This is a genomic window from Paenibacillus mesophilus (assembly GCF_005938385.1).
GTDB classification, from domain to species: domain Bacteria; phylum Bacillota; class Bacilli; order Paenibacillales; family NBRC-103111; genus Paenibacillus_AB; species Paenibacillus_AB mesophilus.
This window is the reverse complement of record NZ_VCRA01000006.1, coordinates 422,747-440,399: the sequence shown is the minus strand read 5'-3', so window position 1 is coordinate 440,399 and position 17,653 is coordinate 422,747. Positions and strand designations below refer to the sequence as shown.

General features: G+C 53.8%; 18 protein-coding genes. 16 read left to right on the top strand and 2 right to left on the bottom strand.

The genetic code is table 11. From position 1 onward, the window contains the following. Positions 1 to 132: 132 nt before the first annotated feature. From FE783_RS14450 to FE783_RS14440, 3 genes are all read left to right on the top strand, one after another. Positions 133 to 1,227, top strand: coding sequence for a ParM/StbA family protein (locus FE783_RS14450; protein WP_138880063.1), 1,095 nt, complete (start codon positions 133 to 135; stop codon positions 1,225 to 1,227). Between the two features lie 287 nt (positions 1,228 to 1,514). Further along, positions 1,515 to 2,414 (top strand): TIGR01777 family oxidoreductase, encoded by a 900-nt coding sequence (locus FE783_RS14445; protein ID WP_138880062.1) that lies wholly within the window; start codon positions 1,515 to 1,517, stop codon positions 2,412 to 2,414. A gap of 111 nt (positions 2,415 to 2,525) precedes the next feature. Continuing rightward, a complete protein-coding gene (locus FE783_RS14440; protein ID WP_138880061.1) occupies positions 2,526 to 3,809 on the top strand; it encodes a Glu/Leu/Phe/Val family dehydrogenase in 1,284 nt (427 codons plus the stop codon). Positions 3,810 to 3,910: 101 nt separating this feature from the next. Here the strand turns inward: FE783_RS14440 and FE783_RS14435 are convergent, their stop codons facing one another. Next, positions 3,911 to 4,423, bottom strand: a complete 513-nt coding sequence (locus FE783_RS14435; protein ID WP_138880060.1) for an aminotransferase — start codon at positions 4,421 to 4,423, stop codon at positions 3,911 to 3,913. Positions 4,424 to 4,704: 281 nt separating this feature from the next. Here FE783_RS14435 and FE783_RS14430 point away from each other — a divergent pair, with 281 nt between their 5' ends. From FE783_RS14430 to FE783_RS14410, 5 genes are all read left to right on the top strand, one after another. Further along, positions 4,705 to 4,995 (top strand): YerC/YecD family TrpR-related protein, encoded by a 291-nt coding sequence (locus FE783_RS14430; RefSeq protein ID WP_138880059.1) that lies wholly within the window; start codon positions 4,705 to 4,707, stop codon positions 4,993 to 4,995. A 167-nt stretch (positions 4,996 to 5,162) separates the two neighbouring features. After that, the gene (locus FE783_RS14425; RefSeq protein WP_138880058.1) at positions 5,163 to 5,948 is read left to right on the top strand and encodes a sirohydrochlorin chelatase; all 786 of its coding nucleotides are present in this window, start codon (positions 5,163 to 5,165) and stop codon (positions 5,946 to 5,948) included. A gap of 30 nt (positions 5,949 to 5,978) precedes the next feature. Beyond that, positions 5,979 to 6,887, top strand: coding sequence for a diacylglycerol kinase (locus FE783_RS14420; RefSeq protein ID WP_138880057.1), 909 nt, complete (start codon positions 5,979 to 5,981; stop codon positions 6,885 to 6,887). A 53-nt stretch (positions 6,888 to 6,940) separates the two neighbouring features. Next, positions 6,941 to 8,449 carry a 23S rRNA (uracil(1939)-C(5))-methyltransferase RlmD gene (gene rlmD, locus FE783_RS14415; protein WP_138880056.1) on the top strand — a complete coding sequence of 503 codons (1,509 nt, stop codon included), beginning with the start codon at positions 6,941 to 6,943 and terminating at the stop codon, positions 8,447 to 8,449. Positions 8,450 to 8,516: 67 nt separating this feature from the next. Beyond that, positions 8,517 to 9,083, top strand: coding sequence for a DUF4256 domain-containing protein (locus FE783_RS14410; protein ID WP_138880055.1), 567 nt, complete (start codon positions 8,517 to 8,519; stop codon positions 9,081 to 9,083). Positions 9,084 to 9,425: 342 nt separating this feature from the next. Here FE783_RS14410 and FE783_RS14405 read toward each other — a convergent pair whose 3' ends face one another. Further along, a complete protein-coding gene (locus FE783_RS14405; RefSeq protein WP_138880054.1) occupies positions 9,426 to 9,962 on the bottom strand; it encodes a GNAT family N-acetyltransferase in 537 nt (178 codons plus the stop codon). Between the two features lie 226 nt (positions 9,963 to 10,188). On the opposite strand from FE783_RS14405, the gene FE783_RS14400 reads away from it, so the two are divergent. The 8 genes from FE783_RS14400 (at position 10,189) to FE783_RS14365 (ending at position 17,632) form a co-directional block, all read left to right on the top strand. Next, positions 10,189 to 10,713 (top strand): DinB family protein, encoded by a 525-nt coding sequence (locus FE783_RS14400; protein WP_138880053.1) that lies wholly within the window; start codon positions 10,189 to 10,191, stop codon positions 10,711 to 10,713. A gap of 16 nt (positions 10,714 to 10,729) precedes the next feature. Beyond that, positions 10,730 to 11,161, top strand: coding sequence for a DUF6526 family protein (locus FE783_RS14395; protein WP_138880052.1), 432 nt, complete (start codon positions 10,730 to 10,732; stop codon positions 11,159 to 11,161). Positions 11,162 to 11,218: 57 nt separating this feature from the next. Next, positions 11,219 to 13,849 carry a winged helix-turn-helix domain-containing protein gene (locus tag FE783_RS14390; RefSeq protein WP_138880051.1) on the top strand — a complete coding sequence of 877 codons (2,631 nt, stop codon included), beginning with the start codon at positions 11,219 to 11,221 and terminating at the stop codon, positions 13,847 to 13,849. An 86-nt stretch (positions 13,850 to 13,935) separates the two neighbouring features. Beyond that, the gene (locus FE783_RS14385; protein WP_138880050.1) at positions 13,936 to 14,862 is read left to right on the top strand and encodes an NAD(P)-dependent alcohol dehydrogenase; all 927 of its coding nucleotides are present in this window, start codon (positions 13,936 to 13,938) and stop codon (positions 14,860 to 14,862) included. A 139-nt stretch (positions 14,863 to 15,001) separates the two neighbouring features. Further along, entirely contained in the window at positions 15,002 to 15,556 is a 555-nt protein-coding gene (locus FE783_RS14380; RefSeq protein WP_138880049.1) for a PadR family transcriptional regulator, read from the top strand. Positions 15,557 to 15,593: 37 nt separating this feature from the next. After that, the gene (locus FE783_RS14375; protein WP_138880048.1) at positions 15,594 to 16,745 is read left to right on the top strand and encodes an MFS transporter; all 1,152 of its coding nucleotides are present in this window, start codon (positions 15,594 to 15,596) and stop codon (positions 16,743 to 16,745) included. A 92-nt stretch (positions 16,746 to 16,837) separates the two neighbouring features. After that, the gene (locus FE783_RS14370; protein ID WP_238403075.1) at positions 16,838 to 17,281 is read left to right on the top strand and encodes a HEAT repeat domain-containing protein; all 444 of its coding nucleotides are present in this window, start codon (positions 16,838 to 16,840) and stop codon (positions 17,279 to 17,281) included. Between the two features lie 60 nt (positions 17,282 to 17,341). Next, a complete protein-coding gene (locus FE783_RS14365) occupies positions 17,342 to 17,632 on the top strand; it encodes a hypothetical protein (RefSeq protein WP_138880103.1) in 291 nt (96 codons plus the stop codon). Positions 17,633 to 17,653 lie beyond the last annotated feature (21 nt).

The window sequence follows — 17,653 nt, the reverse complement described above, 5'->3', positions numbered from 1 at the left end:
AAAACCTCCCTGACTTTCGAACTATTTTTGTTGGCTTTTGACGAATGAAGGAGGAGTTTGGCAAGAAGGAATCGAACTGTTACCCTTAACGAATCTATCCATTTTCCGGCAGTATAAGAAAGGAAGAGAAGCATGATCAAGCTGGCAGGCATCGACGTAGGCAACGACAGCGTCAAAGTCGCATTGGACGGATCGAACGAGCCTATCCTCGTTCCCAACGTGGTCGCGCCGGGGTATGACCGGCATATTTTACAGGAAGAGGATTCCCCGTTGAAGGCGCTTGACGTCGTGATCCAGAGCCCGAAGCTCGGCAAGCGGAACCAGCGCTACTTCGTAGGTCTACTGGCCGTTGAGAATCAGGACAATACGGAGCTGGAGGAGACGGACAACAAGGCGCTTTCGGATCAGTCTCTCGTGGTTGCGCTTACTGCGCTCGCCTATGCGGGAGTCAAATCGGAGTCTTTAAGCACGTCCACATTCGCGAGCTCCGACGAGGTGGAGTATATTGTAGGCACCGGATTGCCGGTACGGACTTATGCGAAATTCAACCGAACGTTCGAGGAGAGGCTCGTCGGCGAGCATGAAGTGACGTTTCTGTCGACTCCGCAGCTGCGCAACCGCCGCGTAAAAGTCATTATCCGCCGGGCGATCGTATCGATAGAAGGAGCGGCGGCGCTCTATCACATTTCCACCTACGATAGCTTGCAAATCCGCGACGAGGAAGTGTATTACGGCTGTATCGGCGTGTGCGAGATCGGCGCGCTTACGACAGACTTTCCGGTTGTGAAGCGGATGAGCATCGACAACCAGTTCAGCACCGGCGAGCAAATGGGCATCGCGACTTACCTCGATCCGATCATGCGCGATATCGAAGATTTGTACGGATACCGGTTTCCGAGCCGGGCCAAGCTTGTCCAGCGCATCCGGCAGCGCCAGTTTACGATCCAGCGGGTCGGAGAAGGGCAGGCGGACATTAAGCCGATCGTCGATCAATATTTCGGCAGGGCGGCCGTGCGCATCGTGGAGATGATTAAGAAACGTTGGAACAAATATCCGGATATTCAATGCTTCTATGTCATAGGAGGAGGCGCTGCCGCGCTCAAGCCATACTTGCTGGAGGCTGCCGGCTCCATTCGGCTGAGATTCGTCGAGGACAGCGAGCTGCAAAATATGTACGGTTATTTGAAGCTGGCGAAGAGCAAGTCGAGTCAACCGTCCGGGGTGTGACCGCAATTTCCTTCCCGCTGCGAGTATATTTTGTTCGAATGGGGCATAATAGCGAGCAGAAAGGCAGGAAAGGGGTATTGTTATGCAGCACGTTATCGGCGCGGCAATCGGCGGGGGCTTATCGGCCTTAATCGATCTACTGCAGTGGTTGCTCTAGAACATCTGTCGGCGTTGCACGCCAGACTCCCATACAGTTTTGGAATGCTCCTAGCGGAGCTTTCTTTTTTTTCATCGCCCCGCGCAATATGGTAAAATAATGAAAAGCGTAAAGGGCGGTGAAGTTTACGATGAAAATCGCGGTAGCCGGAGGGACCGGTTTCATCGGCGGCAGACTGATCCGGTACTTGGAGTCGTGCGGCGACGAGGTGATTCTGATTTCCCGTTCCGCCGCCGGAGGAATTCGCGGCAGCCTGCGGACGGTAGCTTGGGACGAGTGCATGGAACGGAAGGAATGGTTCGAGGCGCTTGACGGCATCGTCAATCTGTCCGGCGAATCGATCAATCAGCGCTGGACCGGGCAGGCGAAACGGCGCATCATCGAATCCCGGCTGGATACGGCCGCCAGGCTGGCCAGGCTTGTCGGGCAGCTGAAAGAGAAGCCGGGCGCATTTGTGAACGGTTCGGCTATTGGAATTTACGGCACTTCGGAGACGGACGTTTACGATGAGTCAAGCCCGGTACGTAACGTGGATTTCTTATCGGACGTAGTCGAGCAATGGGAACGGGCGGCATCGGCGATCCCGGCGCCGCGGGTCATCCTGCTGCGGACCGGCGTCGTGCTCGGGCACGAAGGAGGGGCTTTGCCGCTTATGGCGCTGCCTTACAAGCTTGGAGCCGGCGGGCGAGTCGGTACCGGCCGTCAATGGCTGAGCTGGATTCATGCCGACGATATCGTCCGTCTGATCCGGTATTGCATCGAAAGTCCCAATATTCGGGGGCCGGTCAATGCGACGGCGCCGCATCCGGTGACGAACGACCGCTTCGGCCGGGCGCTTGCCTCGACTCTGCGCAGGCCGCATTGGCTGCCTGTGCCGACATTCGCCCTGAGACTTGCGCTGGGGGAGATGGCCAACATGCTCCTGACCGGGCAACAAGTCCTGCCGAAGAAGGCGATGGAGCACGGATTCGAATTCCGATATCCGACGGTGGACGAGGCTCTTAAGGCTATATACAGACCGCTCCCCTGAACTTAAAGGACTTTTTTGCTGCTTGACATGCCGTGTCACATATCGTTAACTGGAATAGAACAATTATTAATACAGCTCTTGATACAATATATGGGAAAACGGGTGAAGCAGATGAGCGGAAACAAACGGATTTTGATGGGGGCGGGTACGCCGCCGCTTAGCGAGGGGGTACTGGTCTCAACCCAAAAGGTTATACATGAAGCGCTCGAACGATTGGGCTTTGGCGAAAGCTACTTCGAATTGCTGAAAGAGCCGCTTAGGCTCCTAACGGTACGCATCCCGGTAAGGATGGATGACGGCCAAGTAAAAGTGTTTACAGGCTACCGCGCCCAGCATACCGACGCCGTAGGTCCGACCAAGGGCGGTATCCGGTTCCATCCGAGCGTAACGGCGGAAGAAGTGTCGGCGCTCTCGCTTTGGATGACGCTCAAATGCGGTATTTTCGATCTGCCTTACGGCGGCGGCAAAGGCGGCATCATCTGCGATCCGCGTACGATGTCGCTCGGCGAAGTGGAACGGCTCGCCCGCGGTTATGTGCGCGCCATCAGCCAAATTGTCGGCCCGAACAAAGATATACCGGCACCCGATGTATATACGAATGCGCAAATTATGGCTTGGATGCTCGACGAGTACAGCCGGATCCGCGAGTACGACTCTCCCGGCTTCATTACCGGCAAACCGCTTGTCATTGGAGGATCGCAAGGACGGGAGAAGGCGACCTCGCTCGGGGTGGCGATCTCGATCCGCGAAGCCGCGGCGCAGCAAGGCTTGGCGCTCAAAGGGCTGAAGGTGTGCATCCAAGGCTTCGGCAACGTAGGCAGCCATCTGGCGGAAATCCTCGATCAATGGGGAGCGATTATCGTCGGCATAAGCGACGTACACGGCGGCATTTACGACGAGAAAGGACTTGACGTGGCGTATTTGCTCGACCGGCGCGATTCGTTCGGCAGCGTAACGAACTTGTTCAGCAAACGGTTGACGACGGCCGAATATCTCGTCCAGCCGTGCGACGTGCTCGTCCCGGCCGCGCTCGAGAACCAGATCACGATGGACAATGTCGATCAGATCCAGGCGAAGCTGGTCGTGGAAGCAGCTAACGGACCGACTACGCTCGAAGCGTCCGAGAGGCTGCACGAGCGCGGAGTTCTCGTCGTGCCGGACGTGCTGGCCAATGCCGGCGGCGTTACCGTCTCGTACTTCGAATGGGTGCAGAACAATCAGGGCTATTACTGGACGGAAGAAGAAGTCAACCGCAAGCTCGAGAGCAAAATGATCGAAGCGGTGCAAAAAGTGTTAAGCTTGGCCAAAAGCCGCAGCATTACTCCGCGGCTAGCCGCTTATATGGTCGGCGTGCAAAAATATGCGGAAGCGAGCCGGTTGAGAGGCTGGGTTTAATAAAAAGTATCATTAGTACGACCGGGCAAAAGCAAGACAGCAGCCCGCCGCTCATCCGTCGGACGGATAGAGGGCGGGCTGTTCCATGAGGCCGCAGCCGCTTAACGGTACGGACTCTGACGCCGGGCATTGTATACGTATATCGTAGAGCGCGTGTATGCTTTCTTCCTGCCCTTGCGGCCTTTGCGGCCTATGCGGCGGCGTTTGCGGCGGCGCGGCCGTTTCCAATCCGAATCGTCCGCATCGGCGTCCGACGATTTGCCCGGCAGCATGTTCATGAGCAGCTTGATCATCGGCTGCATCTGCTGAATGTTGCTGACGATTTTCTGCACTTTGCCTACGGTCGAGATGATGCCTTCGATTCCGCCCAACCGATCGACTACCGCTTTAATATCTTTCAGGTTGAAGCTCCCGAGAAGCCCGCCTCCGCCTCCCGCGGAGGACGCAGCCGGAGCAGCCGGCAGCTGCTGTCCGAACTGCTGGGGGGCGAGCCAAGAACTCTCCGTCGGAAATCCGCCGGCGCCCTGCCCAGGGTAAGGGCCGAAGCTCCGGTAATCCCGCCCGCTCCGATGGTTCCGTTGGTCGTGCCAGACTGGCCATTGATGTGGATTCACTCGGTTCACATTCCTTCTTCTTGGATTCGTTCCGTTTGTATACTGTATGTGGTAGGCGAATGGTTGGATTGGACGGATGCCCGGGTTATCGCGTCCAGTTCGGGGGATGGCCCGTTTCCGCCGCAAAATGGCCGATTGAGGAGGCCCTTTTTTTTGCCGATGCGTGCTACCTTTAGTCCGGTGACGTATAAAAATTTTAACGTTTCACAATCGTAAAGGAAGGAATGGCGGCGTTTATGTCGAAACAGGTAAGTAAGACAAGAAATAGGGGCTGAGCGAAAGTGCAGTTGAAGAAGCTGAATGATAAAACGATCGACCAGTTGTTCGAGGCGGTTTTGACGTTGAAGACGGTGGAAGAGTGCTATATTTTTTTCGACGACCTTTGTACGGTGAACGAGATTCAATCGCTGTCGCAGCGGCTGGAGGTAGCCCGCATGCTTGGCAAAGGAAGCACGTACAATCAGATCGAAGCCGAGACGGGGGCCAGCACGGCGACCATTTCCCGCGTCAAGCGGTGTTTGAATTACGGCAACGACGGCTACAAAATGGCGCTGGAGCGGCTCGGCCGCTAATAGTTGAAAGTCCGGCCCCGGCAAGGGTCCGCGAGCGTATCCATTCCCCCGCTTCTTTCAGGAGCGGGGGTTCGCCGTTTGCGAGGGCACCCCGGGCCGTCGAATTGACTTTCGCGCAACGTTTCGATAGCATGAGTAGAGAGTCGGCGGAAGAGGTGTTTTGGCGGATGAGCAAGGCAGGCGTTCTTGTAATCAGTCACGGCTCGCGCAGCCCGGAATGGGTGCGTCTCATTGATGAGGCGGTTGCGGATGTCCGTTTGCCCGAAATCGAAGCGGGGGTCGTTCCCGTCGTTTCATCGTTTCTGGAAATTGTCGAAGGGCGGCTGATCCAGGACGGAATCGACGAGCTCGAGGCATTGGGCGTTACCGATCTCGTAGTCGTTCCGCTGTTCGTATCGAACGGAAGCACGCATGTCGATGAAATCCGGTACGCGCTCGGCGACTTGCCGGAGCCTTCGTTCGATACGGATATGGTGCCGTTTCGCCGTAATGCCGATGTGCATGTATGTTCTCCGTTGGACGATGATCCAATCGTGGCGGATATTGTGATGGACCATTTGAGCGGTATAACGGAACGACCCGAGAAGGAACGCGTGCTGGTCATCGGCCATGGGAGCGAGCTGCCGGATTTTTACGCCAGATGGAAGACCGGCATGGGCCATGTAGCGCAAAGGCTGCAGGAGCTTGGTGGGTATAGAGAGGTCCGAACGGCGCTGCTGCTGCCGGACGAGACGCGGGATGCGATGCAAGCTTGGCGTGAAGGGACGCAGGACTGCGACATTATCGTCGCTCCGCTATTTTTAAGCTCGGGTTATTTTACGAATACGGTGATTCCGGACAGATTGAACGGATTCGACTATAAATATAATGGAAAAGCGCTTTTGCCGCACCCGTCGGTATCCCGATGGATGGAGTGGATCGTGGCGGAGGCGCTGGCGCGGATCGTTACATAACGAAAGATTCCTAGATGGGGGAATGGGTCGATGGCGAAGCGTGCCCGATTGATCTACAACCCGACATCCGGTCGGGAGGAAATGAAGCGGAGGCTGCCGGAAATTTTGCAGCGATTGGAACGAGGCGGGCTGGAGACGTCGACGCATGCCACGATCGGAGAAGGGGACGCCACGGTTGCGGCCGCCGAGGCGGTGGAGCGAGGATTCGACGTGATCATAGCGGCAGGCGGAGACGGTACGCTATATGAAGTGATCAATGGCATGGCCGAGCAGAAAAACCGGCCTCCGCTCGGCATTTTGCCGGTCGGGACGACGAACGATTTTGCCAGGGCTCTCGGCATTCCGAAGCATTGGGAGTTTGCGGTCGATCTTATCCTGCAGCAGCATACGCGAGTCATCGACGTCGGCAAGGTGAATCAGCGATACTTCATCAATATCGCCGGAGGCGGGTCGATGACCGAGCTGACGTATGAGGTGCCGAGCAAGCTGAAGACGATGATCGGACAGCTGGCCTATTACATGAAAGGGCTGGAGAAGCTTCCGCGGCTCAGACCGATCGAGCTGTGCTTCCGCTCGAAGGAAATGTACGTCCAAGAAGAAGTCATGATGTTCCTTATATGCAACAGCAATTCGGTAGGCGGCTTCGAGAAGCTTGCGCCGGATGCGAGCCTAAGCGACGGTCTGCTCGACGTATTCATACTGCGCAAGTGCAATTTGCCGGAATTTATCCGCATCGTATCGGCAGCGCTGCGCGGCGAGCATATGAACGACCCGCATGTGATTCATTTCAAGACGCAGAGCATTCAGGTGACTTCGCCCGATTACGTGCAGCTCAATCTGGACGGAGAGTTCGGCGGCACGCTGCCGTGTACGATTTCCGTACTGCCGGATCATCTGCAAATATTCGTGGACGAGTCGGGAACTTCAACTTATAAATAAGGAACTATTACGTAAAAGCGTTAGGACACGTAATAGTACCGGCAACGGAGTGTATGATCGTGGCAAACCGACATGGCCGCAACGGCCGAACGAAACGGAACGGAGCACCGAACGGCCGCAGCCGTGCGGAAGACCGTCCTGCCGGGACGGCAGCGGAACCGGTGTCGCTTCAGGAGCAAGTTATCGCCGATATTGTGGGTATCGGTCATACTGGAGAAGGGGTGGGCCGTGTGAACGGCTTTACCCTTTTTATTCATGGAGCGCTGCCGGGAGAGAAGGTTAGCGCTCAGGTTACCGGCCTCAAGAAGCAGTATGGCTTTGCCCGGCTGCTGAAGGTGCTGGAAGCGAGTCCGGACCGCGTGGAGCCGCCTTGCCCGGTATATGACGAATGCGGGGGCTGCCAGCTCCAGCATCTCGGATACGAAGGGCAGCTTCGGCTGAAGCGGCAGATGGTAGTCGACAATCTGGAGCGGATCGCCAAGCTCCGGGTTGCGAACATCGATGCCGACGGGGAACCGGGCGGCGTTGTCGTTCACCCGACGATCGGGATGACCGACCCTTGGCGTTACCGCAACAAAGTGCAGGTACCGATCGGGGAGCGGGAGGGCGGCTTGGCAGGCGGCTTGGCAGGCGGCTTCTATGCGACGGGCAGCCACAGGATCGTCGACGCCGACCGCTGTCTGATCCGGACCGAGGCGGCCGACGATATCGTTAGCGCCGTTAAGAAGATGGCTTACGAGCTGGGCATACCGGCATACGACGAGGAGAAGCGGCGGAGCGGGCTGCGTCACGTCATCGTGAAATCGGGCTTTCGTACCGGAGAGACGATGGTCGTGCTGGTCTCCGATAAGGAGGAACTGCCGGAAGCGCAGCGGTTGGCGGAGCGGATCGTCGAAGCCGTGCCCGGCATTGCTAGCATTTGCCATAACGTGAACGCCGGACCTGCCGGAACGGTCATGGGGCCTCATACGTCGGTGCTGTGGGGGCGGGACCGTATCTATGATGCGATCGGCGACGTCCGTTTTGCCATCTCCGCGCACTCGTTCTATCAGGTGAACCCGGTGCAGACCGAAGCGCTGTACGGCAAAGCTTTGGAATACGCCGGCTTGACCGGGAGCGAAACGGTCATCGACGCCTACTGCGGCGTCGGGACGATCTCGCTGTTCCTCGCCCAGCGGGCCAAGCGGGTGTACGGCGTAGAGATCGTACCCGAAGCGGTACAGGACGCCCGACGCAACGCCGAGCTGAACGGCATCGCCAATGCCGAGTTCGAGGCGGGTAAAGCGGAAGAGGTCATTCCCGCTTGGCGGGAGCAGGGGATCCGCCCCGACGTAATCGTCGTCGACCCGCCGCGCAGCGGCTGTGACGCCGCCCTGCTTGACACGATCGTCACCATGCGCCCGCAGCGCGTCGTCTACGTCTCGTGCAACCCGTCCACGCTCGCTCGAGACCTTCGCGTGCTAGAGGACGGGGGTTTCCGCACCGTGGAGGTGCAGCCGGTGGATATGTTTCCTTGGACGGCTCATGTGGAATCGGTCATATGGATGGTTCGAAAAGAATAGAAAAGGTGTGGCGATCGAGCTATGGACATAACTTGAAGTTTTTGGAAATTTCATTTGGAGGTTCCATATGACAAATACAAAAAGGCAGTTGTCACCAGAACAACGGGAACAACTACTCAGAGCATTGAAAGCCCGTTTTGAGAAAAACATGAACCGCCATAAAGGTCTTGAATGGGATATAGTACAAGAAAAGCTGGAAGCTAATGCTGAAAAATTGTGGTCACTCCATGAAATGGAAATAACCGGTGGAGAACCGGATGTTGTTGGTCGTGATACTAAGACGGGCGAATTCATTTTTTATGATTGTTCAGCGGAAAGTCCTAAAGGTCGCAGAAGTATTTGTTATGACCGTGAAGCGTTGGAGTCTAGGAAAGCACATAAACCGGAAAATAGCGCTATTGATTTGGCGGCTATCATGGGCATTGAGCTTTTAACGGAAGAACAATATCGGGAGCTGCAGAAACTTGGGAATTTCGATACGAAAACATCAAGCTGGTTGAAAACACCTTCTGAGATTAGAAAGCTCGGCGGTGCCATATTTGCTGATTTCCGCTACGGAAATGTCTTCGTATATCATAATGGTGCGGATTCTTACTACGGCGCCAGAGGGTTCCGTGGCTCGCTAAGGGTCTAAATGTCGAATTTAAAAGAATCCATGCGACTGATTCAGGACGTTACAGACACCTTGCTATCGAGATGATCTTCTGGTCGCCACAAGCCAACGGTTTTGCCCCGGCCATCGAGTTTAGTAACCAACACTCAAGTCATGTGGAGTGTTGTGTGCTGCTGGTGAGAACGCAGTGATTAGAGCCAAAGCTCAAGCGTGTACAAAATGCTTGGGCTTTTCTTTCTGTGTATTAATCGTGTTTTTCCATGGGGGAAATGTTAACAGATGTCAAAGATACAGGGACTGATGGGAGTGACAGCTTGTTGTCCAAATAATTGCTTATAATGATGAGGAAGGAACTTTAGGAATCTACTCAAAGAAAACGCTTGGATATTCAACAACTCCTGAAACATTATCAAGAGTACTTTCACGTAACTCTAATGCCATAAACGCTTCTTCTGGCATTTCAAAAGGTGCTCTTATTCCCCATAAAGATGCTTTTTTGAAGCCAAACTTCGGATAATATTCCGGATGCCCCAATACAACAACAGAATCATATCCAAGTTCTTTTGCTTTTTGTAATGCTTCGAGAATTAACAGTTTTCCTATGCCTTTATTTTGGTAATTCGGTAAGACAGAAACCGGAGCAAGAGCAAGTGATCCTGCACTTTGATTGTCATTGATAATTTGTATTTTAGATAAAAGAACATGCCCAATGATATCTTTCTTATCATTATTAATGGCTACCAAAGATAATTCGGGGACGAATGCGTCGGAATTTCTGATCCGAGACACCAATTCATGTTCTTTTTTATCGCTGAACTCCATACTAGCAAATGCACTCTTTACGACTTTTTCGGTAATTTTATAATCATCAAATAATTCTTTTCTGATAGTTATGTTCATCTTTAACGCCTCCTAATTCCGTATGGCTTGTGTTGCCTCCTAACCTATTGCCATAATCGAAGATTATCAATTACTATCAATGACTCTGTCAAGCTAATTTATCCGCACTTGGAGAGAGTATGTGGTCATACTTTATTTTTCAACAGGAGAAGGTTTTGTGTATTGAAGAAGGAATTAAGAGATTATCGTTTATGTAAGAATCGTACCTTGGAAAAGGAGAGGCGATATGAACTTCAATCTGAAAGAAGCTATCGAGGTTCTGGAACGTACGCCGCAATCGCTGGAGCTTTTTGCATCCGGGTTATCCGACGGATGGCTGCAATGCAATGAAGGCGAAGGAACGTGGAATGTCGCTGAAGTGATCGACCACCTCATCGAGGGAGAGAAGCACAATTGGATACCCAGATTGGAGTTTCTCCTTCAAGAAGGCGAAAGCAAGCCGTTTCCCCCATTCGATCGATACGCTCATTTAAATGAAAGCTCCGAAAGATCCATCGAGCAAAAGCTGCTCGAATTGAAAACGATTAGAGCACGAAATATTGCCAAGCTTAAGGCTCTCGTCGAATCCGAAGCGCATCTTGAGTTGACGGGTTCGCACCCTGCGTTCGGTACGGTGAAAGCAAGGGAGCTGCTATCTACGTGGGTCGTTCACGATTTAACGCACATGGCCCAAATCGTACGGGTAATGGCCGAGAGGTACAGGGCGGATGTCGGGCCTTGGAAGCAATATTTAGGCCTATTAAACAAGTAATCGGGAGGAAAAAAAGATGAGTGATCTCAAACCGCAAAGTTATGCCAATCACCGCAAACTCACACCGTTGTATCATTTTGTCCTGGCGCCTATCGCGCTGATTCTGTTAATCGCGTCAATCGTTCACATGTTTAAGGAGCAGTATAGCTTCGCTTCCCTTTTGCTTGTAGGCAGCTCCGTAAGCGTGTCGATCCTGTTCGTGCTTGTCCGGCAATTCGCCACCCGATTGCAGGATCGCATCATCGTCCAAGAGGAGAATTTTCGGCACTTTCGCCTTACCGGCAAACCGTTGGATTCCAGACTCGGCTTGCGGCAAATCATTGCGCTTCGTTTCGCGGATGACGAGTCTTTTCCCGCATTATGCGTCAAGGCTGCGGAGACGGGGATGGAGCCCGATAAGATTAAGCAATCCATTACTCATTGGAGAGCGGACCATCTCCGCGTTTGACTAATAAGAAACTTATCCAACGCTGCAGTTGACGGCGTAGAGCGGCGGTTATAATCGATGTCCACACCTCTATTGTCCACTAAGCTATATATTCCCTCGCCTCGGCCCCAATCGGTGCCCCGTCCCCGATTGATCGAGCGGTTGAATGAGGGGCTGAACCGCAAATTGACCCTCATCACGGCCTCCGCCGGTTTCGGTAAAACGACGCTTGTCACCGTTTGGCTCGCCGGTTGCGGGCTCCCGGCCGCCTGGCTGTCGCTGGACGAAGAGGATATCGATCCCGCGCGTTTTGTGACCTATTTTTGCGCCGCTTTGCAAACGATCGGGGTGAACGTCGGATCAGGTGTCGCAGGAGCGCTTCAAGCTCCTCAGCCGCTGCCGATCGAGTCGATTTTGACTGTTCTGCTCCATGAACTTGCTGCCGTCCCGCACCATTTCGTCCTCGTCCTTGATGACTACCATGCTGTTGCGTCCGAGCCGATTGATCATGCACTCGCCTTTGTGCTCGCGCACATGCCGCCGCAGATGCATCTGGTCATCGCCACCCGCGAAGACCCGCATTTCCCGGTAGCCCGACTGCGCGTCAGGAACCAGTTGACCGAGCTTCGTGCTCAAGACCTGCGTTTTACTACCTCCGAAGCGGCGGCATTTCTGAACGAAGCGATGGGCTTTAACCTTTCATCGGAAAGCATCGCCCTGCTTGAATCCCGCACGGAAGGCTGGATCGCCGGCCTGCAATTGGCCGCGCTTTCCATGCAGGGACATCGGGACGTATCCGGCTTCATCCGAACGTTTACCGGCAGTCATCATTTCATTGCGGACTATTTGGTTGAAGAGGTGCTGCAGCAGCAGCCGGCAAGCGTTCAGACTTTCTTGCTGCACACGTCGATTCTCGACCGGATGTGCGGCCCGCTTTGCGATGCCGTTGTTCGCAGCGGCGCCGCCGCTTCCGGGCAAGAAGCTTTGGAATACCTCGAGCGTGCCAACCTGTTCATCGTTCCTCTGGATAACGAGAGGCGCTGGTACCGTTACCATCATCTTTTTGCCGATTTGCTTCGGCATCGGCTGCACCGGAGCATCCATTCATCCGAGCTTCATATCCGTGCCAGCGAATGGTTCGAAGACAATGGCCTTGAGCTTGAAGCCTTTCATCACGCCGCAGCTGCCCAAGATATTGAGCGCGCCGCTCGCCTGATGGAGGGAGGAGGGATGCCCTTGCTCTTTCGCGGAGCGTCGTCTTCGATACGGAATTGGCTGGATTCGATGCCGAAGGAGGAGCTGGATGCAAGGCCCTCGTTGTGGGTGATGTATGCCTCCGCACTTCTGATGGCGGGCCAAATAACCGGCGTCGAACCGAAACTGCAAGCTGCCGAGAAAGCGCTGCAAAATGCCTTTCTGGACGATAAAACCAAAGACCTGATCGGGCATATTGCCTCCATACGCGCAACACTGGCTGTCAGCCGGCACCAGGCGGAAACGATCATGACCGAGTCGCGGCGGGCCCTCCTGTACCTTCATCCTGACAACCTGCCTGTCCGCACGGCCACGACTTGGACGCTGGGATATGCTTATCATCTCCAAGGGGATCGTGCCGCAGCCAGTAGTGCCTATACCGAAGCGTTATCGATCAGCCGGACGATCGGGCATTTCATCATCACCATTATGGCTGCACTAGGCCTAGGCAAAATGCAGGAAGCGGATAACCAGCTGCATGTGGCGGCTGAAACGTACAGGGGCGTTCTCGAGCTGGCAGGCGATTCGCCGATGCCGGCTGTTTGCGAAGCGCATCTGGGTTTAGCCCGTATCTACTACGAATGGAACGACTTGGATGCCGCCGAGCAGCATGGACAACAGAGCATTCGACTGGCGCGGCAGCTGGAACATACGGACAGAGTCGTTGCAGGCGAGCTGTTTCTCGCAAGGCTTAGGCTCGCAACGGGAGAAGCGAGCGGTGCGGCCGCTATTTTGGCCAGGGCCGATCATGTCGCCCGTCAGCAGCATTTTGTGCATCAGATGCCCCATATGGCTGCCGCTCATGTGCTTGTATGGCTTCGTCAAGGCAATGTGGAGGCGGCAGCCCAACTGGCGCAGAAGCACGAGCTTCCGATCTGCCGGGCTCGGGTACATCTTGCCCATAGAGATACTTCCGCAGCGATTGCCATGTTGGAATCATTGCAAAGACAGGCGGAGGCAAAGGGGCTGGAGGATGAACGGCTTCAGGCAATGGTTGTACTGGCGGTTGCCTTGTACGAGCATGGCGCAAAGCTTCACGCCGTGAACATGCTGAAAGACGCTCTGACGATGGCCGAGCCTGGCGGCTTCATCCGGATTTTTGTCGACGAAGGTATTCGGATGGACGGATTGCTGCGCGAAGCGGCCGCTCATCAGGTAATGCCGGACTACGTAGGCAAACTGCTGGCCGCATTCGAAGGGGAGGAACCGGGAAGCGAGGTCAAATCCGATCAGCTGCCAAGCGAGGCAGCCAAGCCGCTCATCGAGCCATTGAGCGCGAGAGAGCTGGAAATATTGAGCCTCATCGCCCAAGGTCTCTCGAATCATGAGATCGGCGAGCGCCTATTTCTGGCGTTAAGTACGGTAAAAGGGTATAACCGCAATATGTTCGACAAGCTGCAGGTAAAGCGGCGAACCGAAGCCGTAGCGCGCGCCCGCAGGCTGGGCCTGTTGTAGCTCGGAACAACAATACTTTAGTATCTATATGCCGATCGTGCGCCCGCGATATACTAATTGCAAATAGGAGGTTTGGAGGAAACCCCATGAAAGCAATTATATGTACCAAGTACGGATCGCCGGACGTTCTGGAGCTTCGAGAGGTACTAAAGCCTTCCCCCAAAAACAATGAAGTATTGGTAAAAATTCATGCGACGCCCGTAACATCGGGGGACTGCCGGGTTCGAAGCTTCAATAGTCCGATCTTGTACTGGATTCCCATGCGAATCGTTCTAGGTTTCCGAAAACCAAGAAAACCGATACTTGGGGTGGAATTATCCGGAGAAATCGAAGCGGTGGGCAGCGGTGTGAAACGGTTTAAAAAAGGTGACCGGATATTTGCCTTTACCGGAATGCGTTTCGGTGCATATGCCGAATATATATGTTTGCCCGAGGACGGATTGCTGGCCATCAAACCGGCCAATGCTACCTACGAGGAATCCGCCGCCGTTCTTTTCGGAGGGACGACCGCCTTGCATTTTCTGAGGAAAGGAAATATCCGGAGCGGACAAAAGGTGCTGATCTATGGAGCTTCCGGAGCGGTCGGGACTTCCGCGGTGCAGCTTGCCAAGCATTTCGGAGCAGAGGTTACCGGGGTATGCAGCACGACAAATTTGGAATTGGTGAAATCTCTGGGAGCAAGCACGGTGATTGATTACACGAAGGAGGATTTCACGACGAGAGCGGAGCGTTACGATATTATCTTCGATGCGGTCGGGAAAACCTCGAAATCTCGCTGCAAGAAGGCTCTGACGCCGAACGGGAGCTACGTAACGGTTGATGGTCAAGGAGTAGCAAAAGAACGCCTTGAAGATTTGATTACACTCAAAGAGCTTATCGAGTCGGGGAAAATCCGACCGGTCATAGATAGACGGTATCCGCTGGAACAAATTCGCGAGGCGCACAGCTATGTGGAGAAAGGGCACAAGAAAGGGAGCGTAATCATCACGGTCGGAGATGGAAAGAGCGTGTAGAGGATAGGCGGTTTTCAGAAACGGCAGAAATGCCGTCTATTTTTTTGCCCATGCAACGCAAAACGATACTGGAATTATATGTCGATCCGACATATAATATATATCGAAACGACATATATGGAGGAGAGGGGATTCGGGATTGTACGAATTGTTTGTCCTAGGAGAACTGATGACGGGCGAGAAGCATGGTTACATGCTGCAGGATGTTCTTAAAAACGCGGTCGGGCTTGGACGGAAGATCAGCTCGGGTACGTTGTATCCGCTTCTCTCCCGCATGACGGATGACGGATGGATCAAACTGCGTGTGGAAGAGGAGACGGCGGGAGGACGAACAAGAAAAATATACGAGATAACCGAAGCGGGGCGCGATCGATTTCGGATGTTGATGGCGGAGCCGCTCGACCCGATCCCGGATGCCGAAACTCAGAGTACGTTCCGTTTCAAGATGGTGTACTTTCAATATGTGGACAAAGAAGTGCGTCTGGCTTGTCTGAAACAGTACCTGCATATTCTTGAGCAGAGCTTACGGCACGTGTCGCAATTCGAGTCGTATATGTTGTTGCATCAACCGGAGCCCGAGAAGCAGCGCATTCAGCTTCTGCGGGTGTTCGATCATCGCAAACGGCTGGGCGAGGTTGAAATCGAGTGGATGAAGGAAGAGATCGAGCGAGTCCGAACGCAGCAAGACGAGTAATCGGGCAAATAATCCAATTTGGCATGAGGAGAATCCTATGGAACGAATATGGACGAAGTCTTTTATCCAGATGACGCTCGGGATGTTGTTCTTATTTACGGGGTTTTATTTGATTTTGCCTGCCATGCCGCTTTTTATTAAAGAAATGGGCGGCACCGAGTCGCAGGTCGGACTTGCGGCGGGGGTATTTACGTTAACCGCGGTTGTTTTTCGTCCGATTGTCGGGGGATTGCTGGATCGTTACGGCAGAAGGCCGTTCATGATCTGGGGACTTCTGTTCTTTATCTTGTCCATGTATCTTTACGACTGGGTCGGCTCTATCGCGATTTTACTTGCCCTGCGCGTGCTGCATGGCGCCAGTTGGGCTTTGTCGACGACCGCTGTCAGCACTACCATTACGGACATTATCCCGACCTCGCGCCGTGGCGAGGGGATGGGGTGGTTCGGCATGGCGATGACCGTCGCTATGGCGATAGGTCCGATGCTGGGGGTATGGGTGCTTGCGAGGGGGTCGTTTCATCACTTGTTTTTGCTCGCGACGGGTCTATGCGCGGCAGCGTTCCTGCTAACTTTTACAACACGTATTTCTTTCCAGACAAAGACGGCCTCGAGGAAGATCGTCTTATTCGAAAAATCCGTACTGCCCCTTACGGCGGCACTCTTCTTCGTATCCGCAGCATACGGCGGAATTACGACTTTTATCCCGTTGTTCGGGGAATCGATCCGGGTAAACCCCGGTACGTTCTTCTTGGTATACGCTTTAGCGCTAACGCTTGCAAGGCCGGTTGCAGGCAAGCTGTCCGACCGGTTCGGCGAGGCTTATGTGATCGTGCCGGCATTGGCCGTTACCGCATTGTCACTTGTGGTATTGAGTTTCTCGAACGGACTGTTCGGCGTTATTGTCGCCGCCGTTCTTTACGGGATCGGTTTTGGTTCCGCGCAACCGGCCCTTCAAGCCGCTAATCTGAGATTGGCGCCTCCGGACAAAAGGGGGATCGCCAGCGCTTCTTATATGACCGCGTTCGATCTCGGCATCGGACTCGGAGCGATCATGCTCGGCTGGGTTTCCCAATATACCGGATACGAGGTTGTGTTCATCGTTTGCGCGGTGTCGGTCACCATATCCGCCTTCGTATTCATAGTATTTGTCAGGCAACGTTTATCGGAGAAACGGATTAGTGCTGGTTAATGCCTTTGCTTAACCAGACAGAGTCCTGTATGATGGGTAAATAAACAAGCATGATCGTAATGCCTTTCATTACAGCAAAGGGGATATGTGCATTGAACAAGACGAAAAGCAGCGGCGAACTGCCGCCAAATTATGAGGAGCTAAAAAAAGCGGTCAATCGGACGTCCGATTGGAAGGAACGTTTGGATGCCGTGGAACAGCTGGGCCGGTGGAAACACGAGCAGATCATCGACGTGCTGACGCATAGAATGAAGAACGATCCCGTCCATCAAGTGCAGGAGGCTGCATTCCGCAAACTCAAAGGATTCGGCCAAGAGGTGCAGCTGCCGCCTAGGAAAAAGGGCGACTTGATTAAGGGTGCCGGCAAGGTTTTGGTAAGAATCAAGAAAAGCTTGCCGGAGGGTCATTCCTACGAAGAGTTTAAAGAAAAGCTGAAGAAGACGAGACTCGACGTATATGATGCCTACGAAGGCGATAAGGGCGCTGATTTTGACAAGTGGCTCGAAAACGCCTGGGCTTCGATCTCGGGAAGGTAGACGGAATTTATGAATTTATAATATAAATCAAGGAGTGGTATATTGAAAAAGCAAAAGCCAATGTCATTCGACGAACTGCTACAGGAACTGAAAGGGCAGAAAACGATTCAAGAGGATCCGAATCATGTTTCATTAGAAGCGTTATTTAATGAATCATTCATGAGCAAGCATTCCAGCTTTAAAAGTTTTGGCGAGTTTCTGGATAATGGAAACTTTCAAGTCAAGACCCAAGAAGAGATCAATAACATTCCTGACGAGCTTTTTGATCGGCATGTTGTAAGGATGACGGATTTTGCCAGTTGGAAATCGATGCTGGATACAGCGAATATGGAATATGCCGGTAAAGCGTGACAAGAGGGGCGGCAGCCCCTC

Bases quoted from the DNA above. Each gene is read 5' to 3' on its own strand.
- FE783_RS14450 (WP_138880063.1), top strand. From the start codon at position 133: ATGATCAAGCTGGCAGGCATCGACGTAGGCAACGACAGCGTCAAAGTC.
- FE783_RS14445 (WP_138880062.1), top strand. From the start codon at position 1,515: ATGAAAATCGCGGTAGCCGGAGGGACCGGTTTCATCGGCGGCAGACTG.
- FE783_RS14440 (WP_138880061.1), top strand. From the start codon at position 2,526: ATGAGCGGAAACAAACGGATTTTGATGGGGGCGGGTACGCCGCCGCTT.
- FE783_RS14425 (WP_138880058.1), top strand. From the start codon at position 5,163: ATGAGCAAGGCAGGCGTTCTTGTAATCAGTCACGGCTCGCGCAGCCCG.
- FE783_RS14420 (WP_138880057.1), top strand. From the start codon at position 5,979: ATGGCGAAGCGTGCCCGATTGATCTACAACCCGACATCCGGTCGGGAG.
- rlmD (WP_138880056.1), top strand. From the start codon at position 6,941: ATGATCGTGGCAAACCGACATGGCCGCAACGGCCGAACGAAACGGAAC.
- FE783_RS14410 (WP_138880055.1), top strand. From the start codon at position 8,517: ATGACAAATACAAAAAGGCAGTTGTCACCAGAACAACGGGAACAACTA.
- FE783_RS14405 (WP_138880054.1), bottom strand. From the start codon at position 9,962: ATGAACATAACTATCAGAAAAGAATTATTTGATGATTATAAAATTACC.
- FE783_RS14400 (WP_138880053.1), top strand. From the start codon at position 10,189: ATGAACTTCAATCTGAAAGAAGCTATCGAGGTTCTGGAACGTACGCCG.
- FE783_RS14395 (WP_138880052.1), top strand. From the start codon at position 10,730: ATGAGTGATCTCAAACCGCAAAGTTATGCCAATCACCGCAAACTCACA.
- FE783_RS14390 (WP_138880051.1), top strand. From the start codon at position 11,219: ATGTCCACACCTCTATTGTCCACTAAGCTATATATTCCCTCGCCTCGG.
- FE783_RS14385 (WP_138880050.1), top strand. From the start codon at position 13,936: ATGAAAGCAATTATATGTACCAAGTACGGATCGCCGGACGTTCTGGAG.
- FE783_RS14375 (WP_138880048.1), top strand. From the start codon at position 15,594: ATGGAACGAATATGGACGAAGTCTTTTATCCAGATGACGCTCGGGATG.
- FE783_RS14365 (WP_138880103.1), top strand. From the start codon at position 17,342: ATGTCATTCGACGAACTGCTACAGGAACTGAAAGGGCAGAAAACGATT.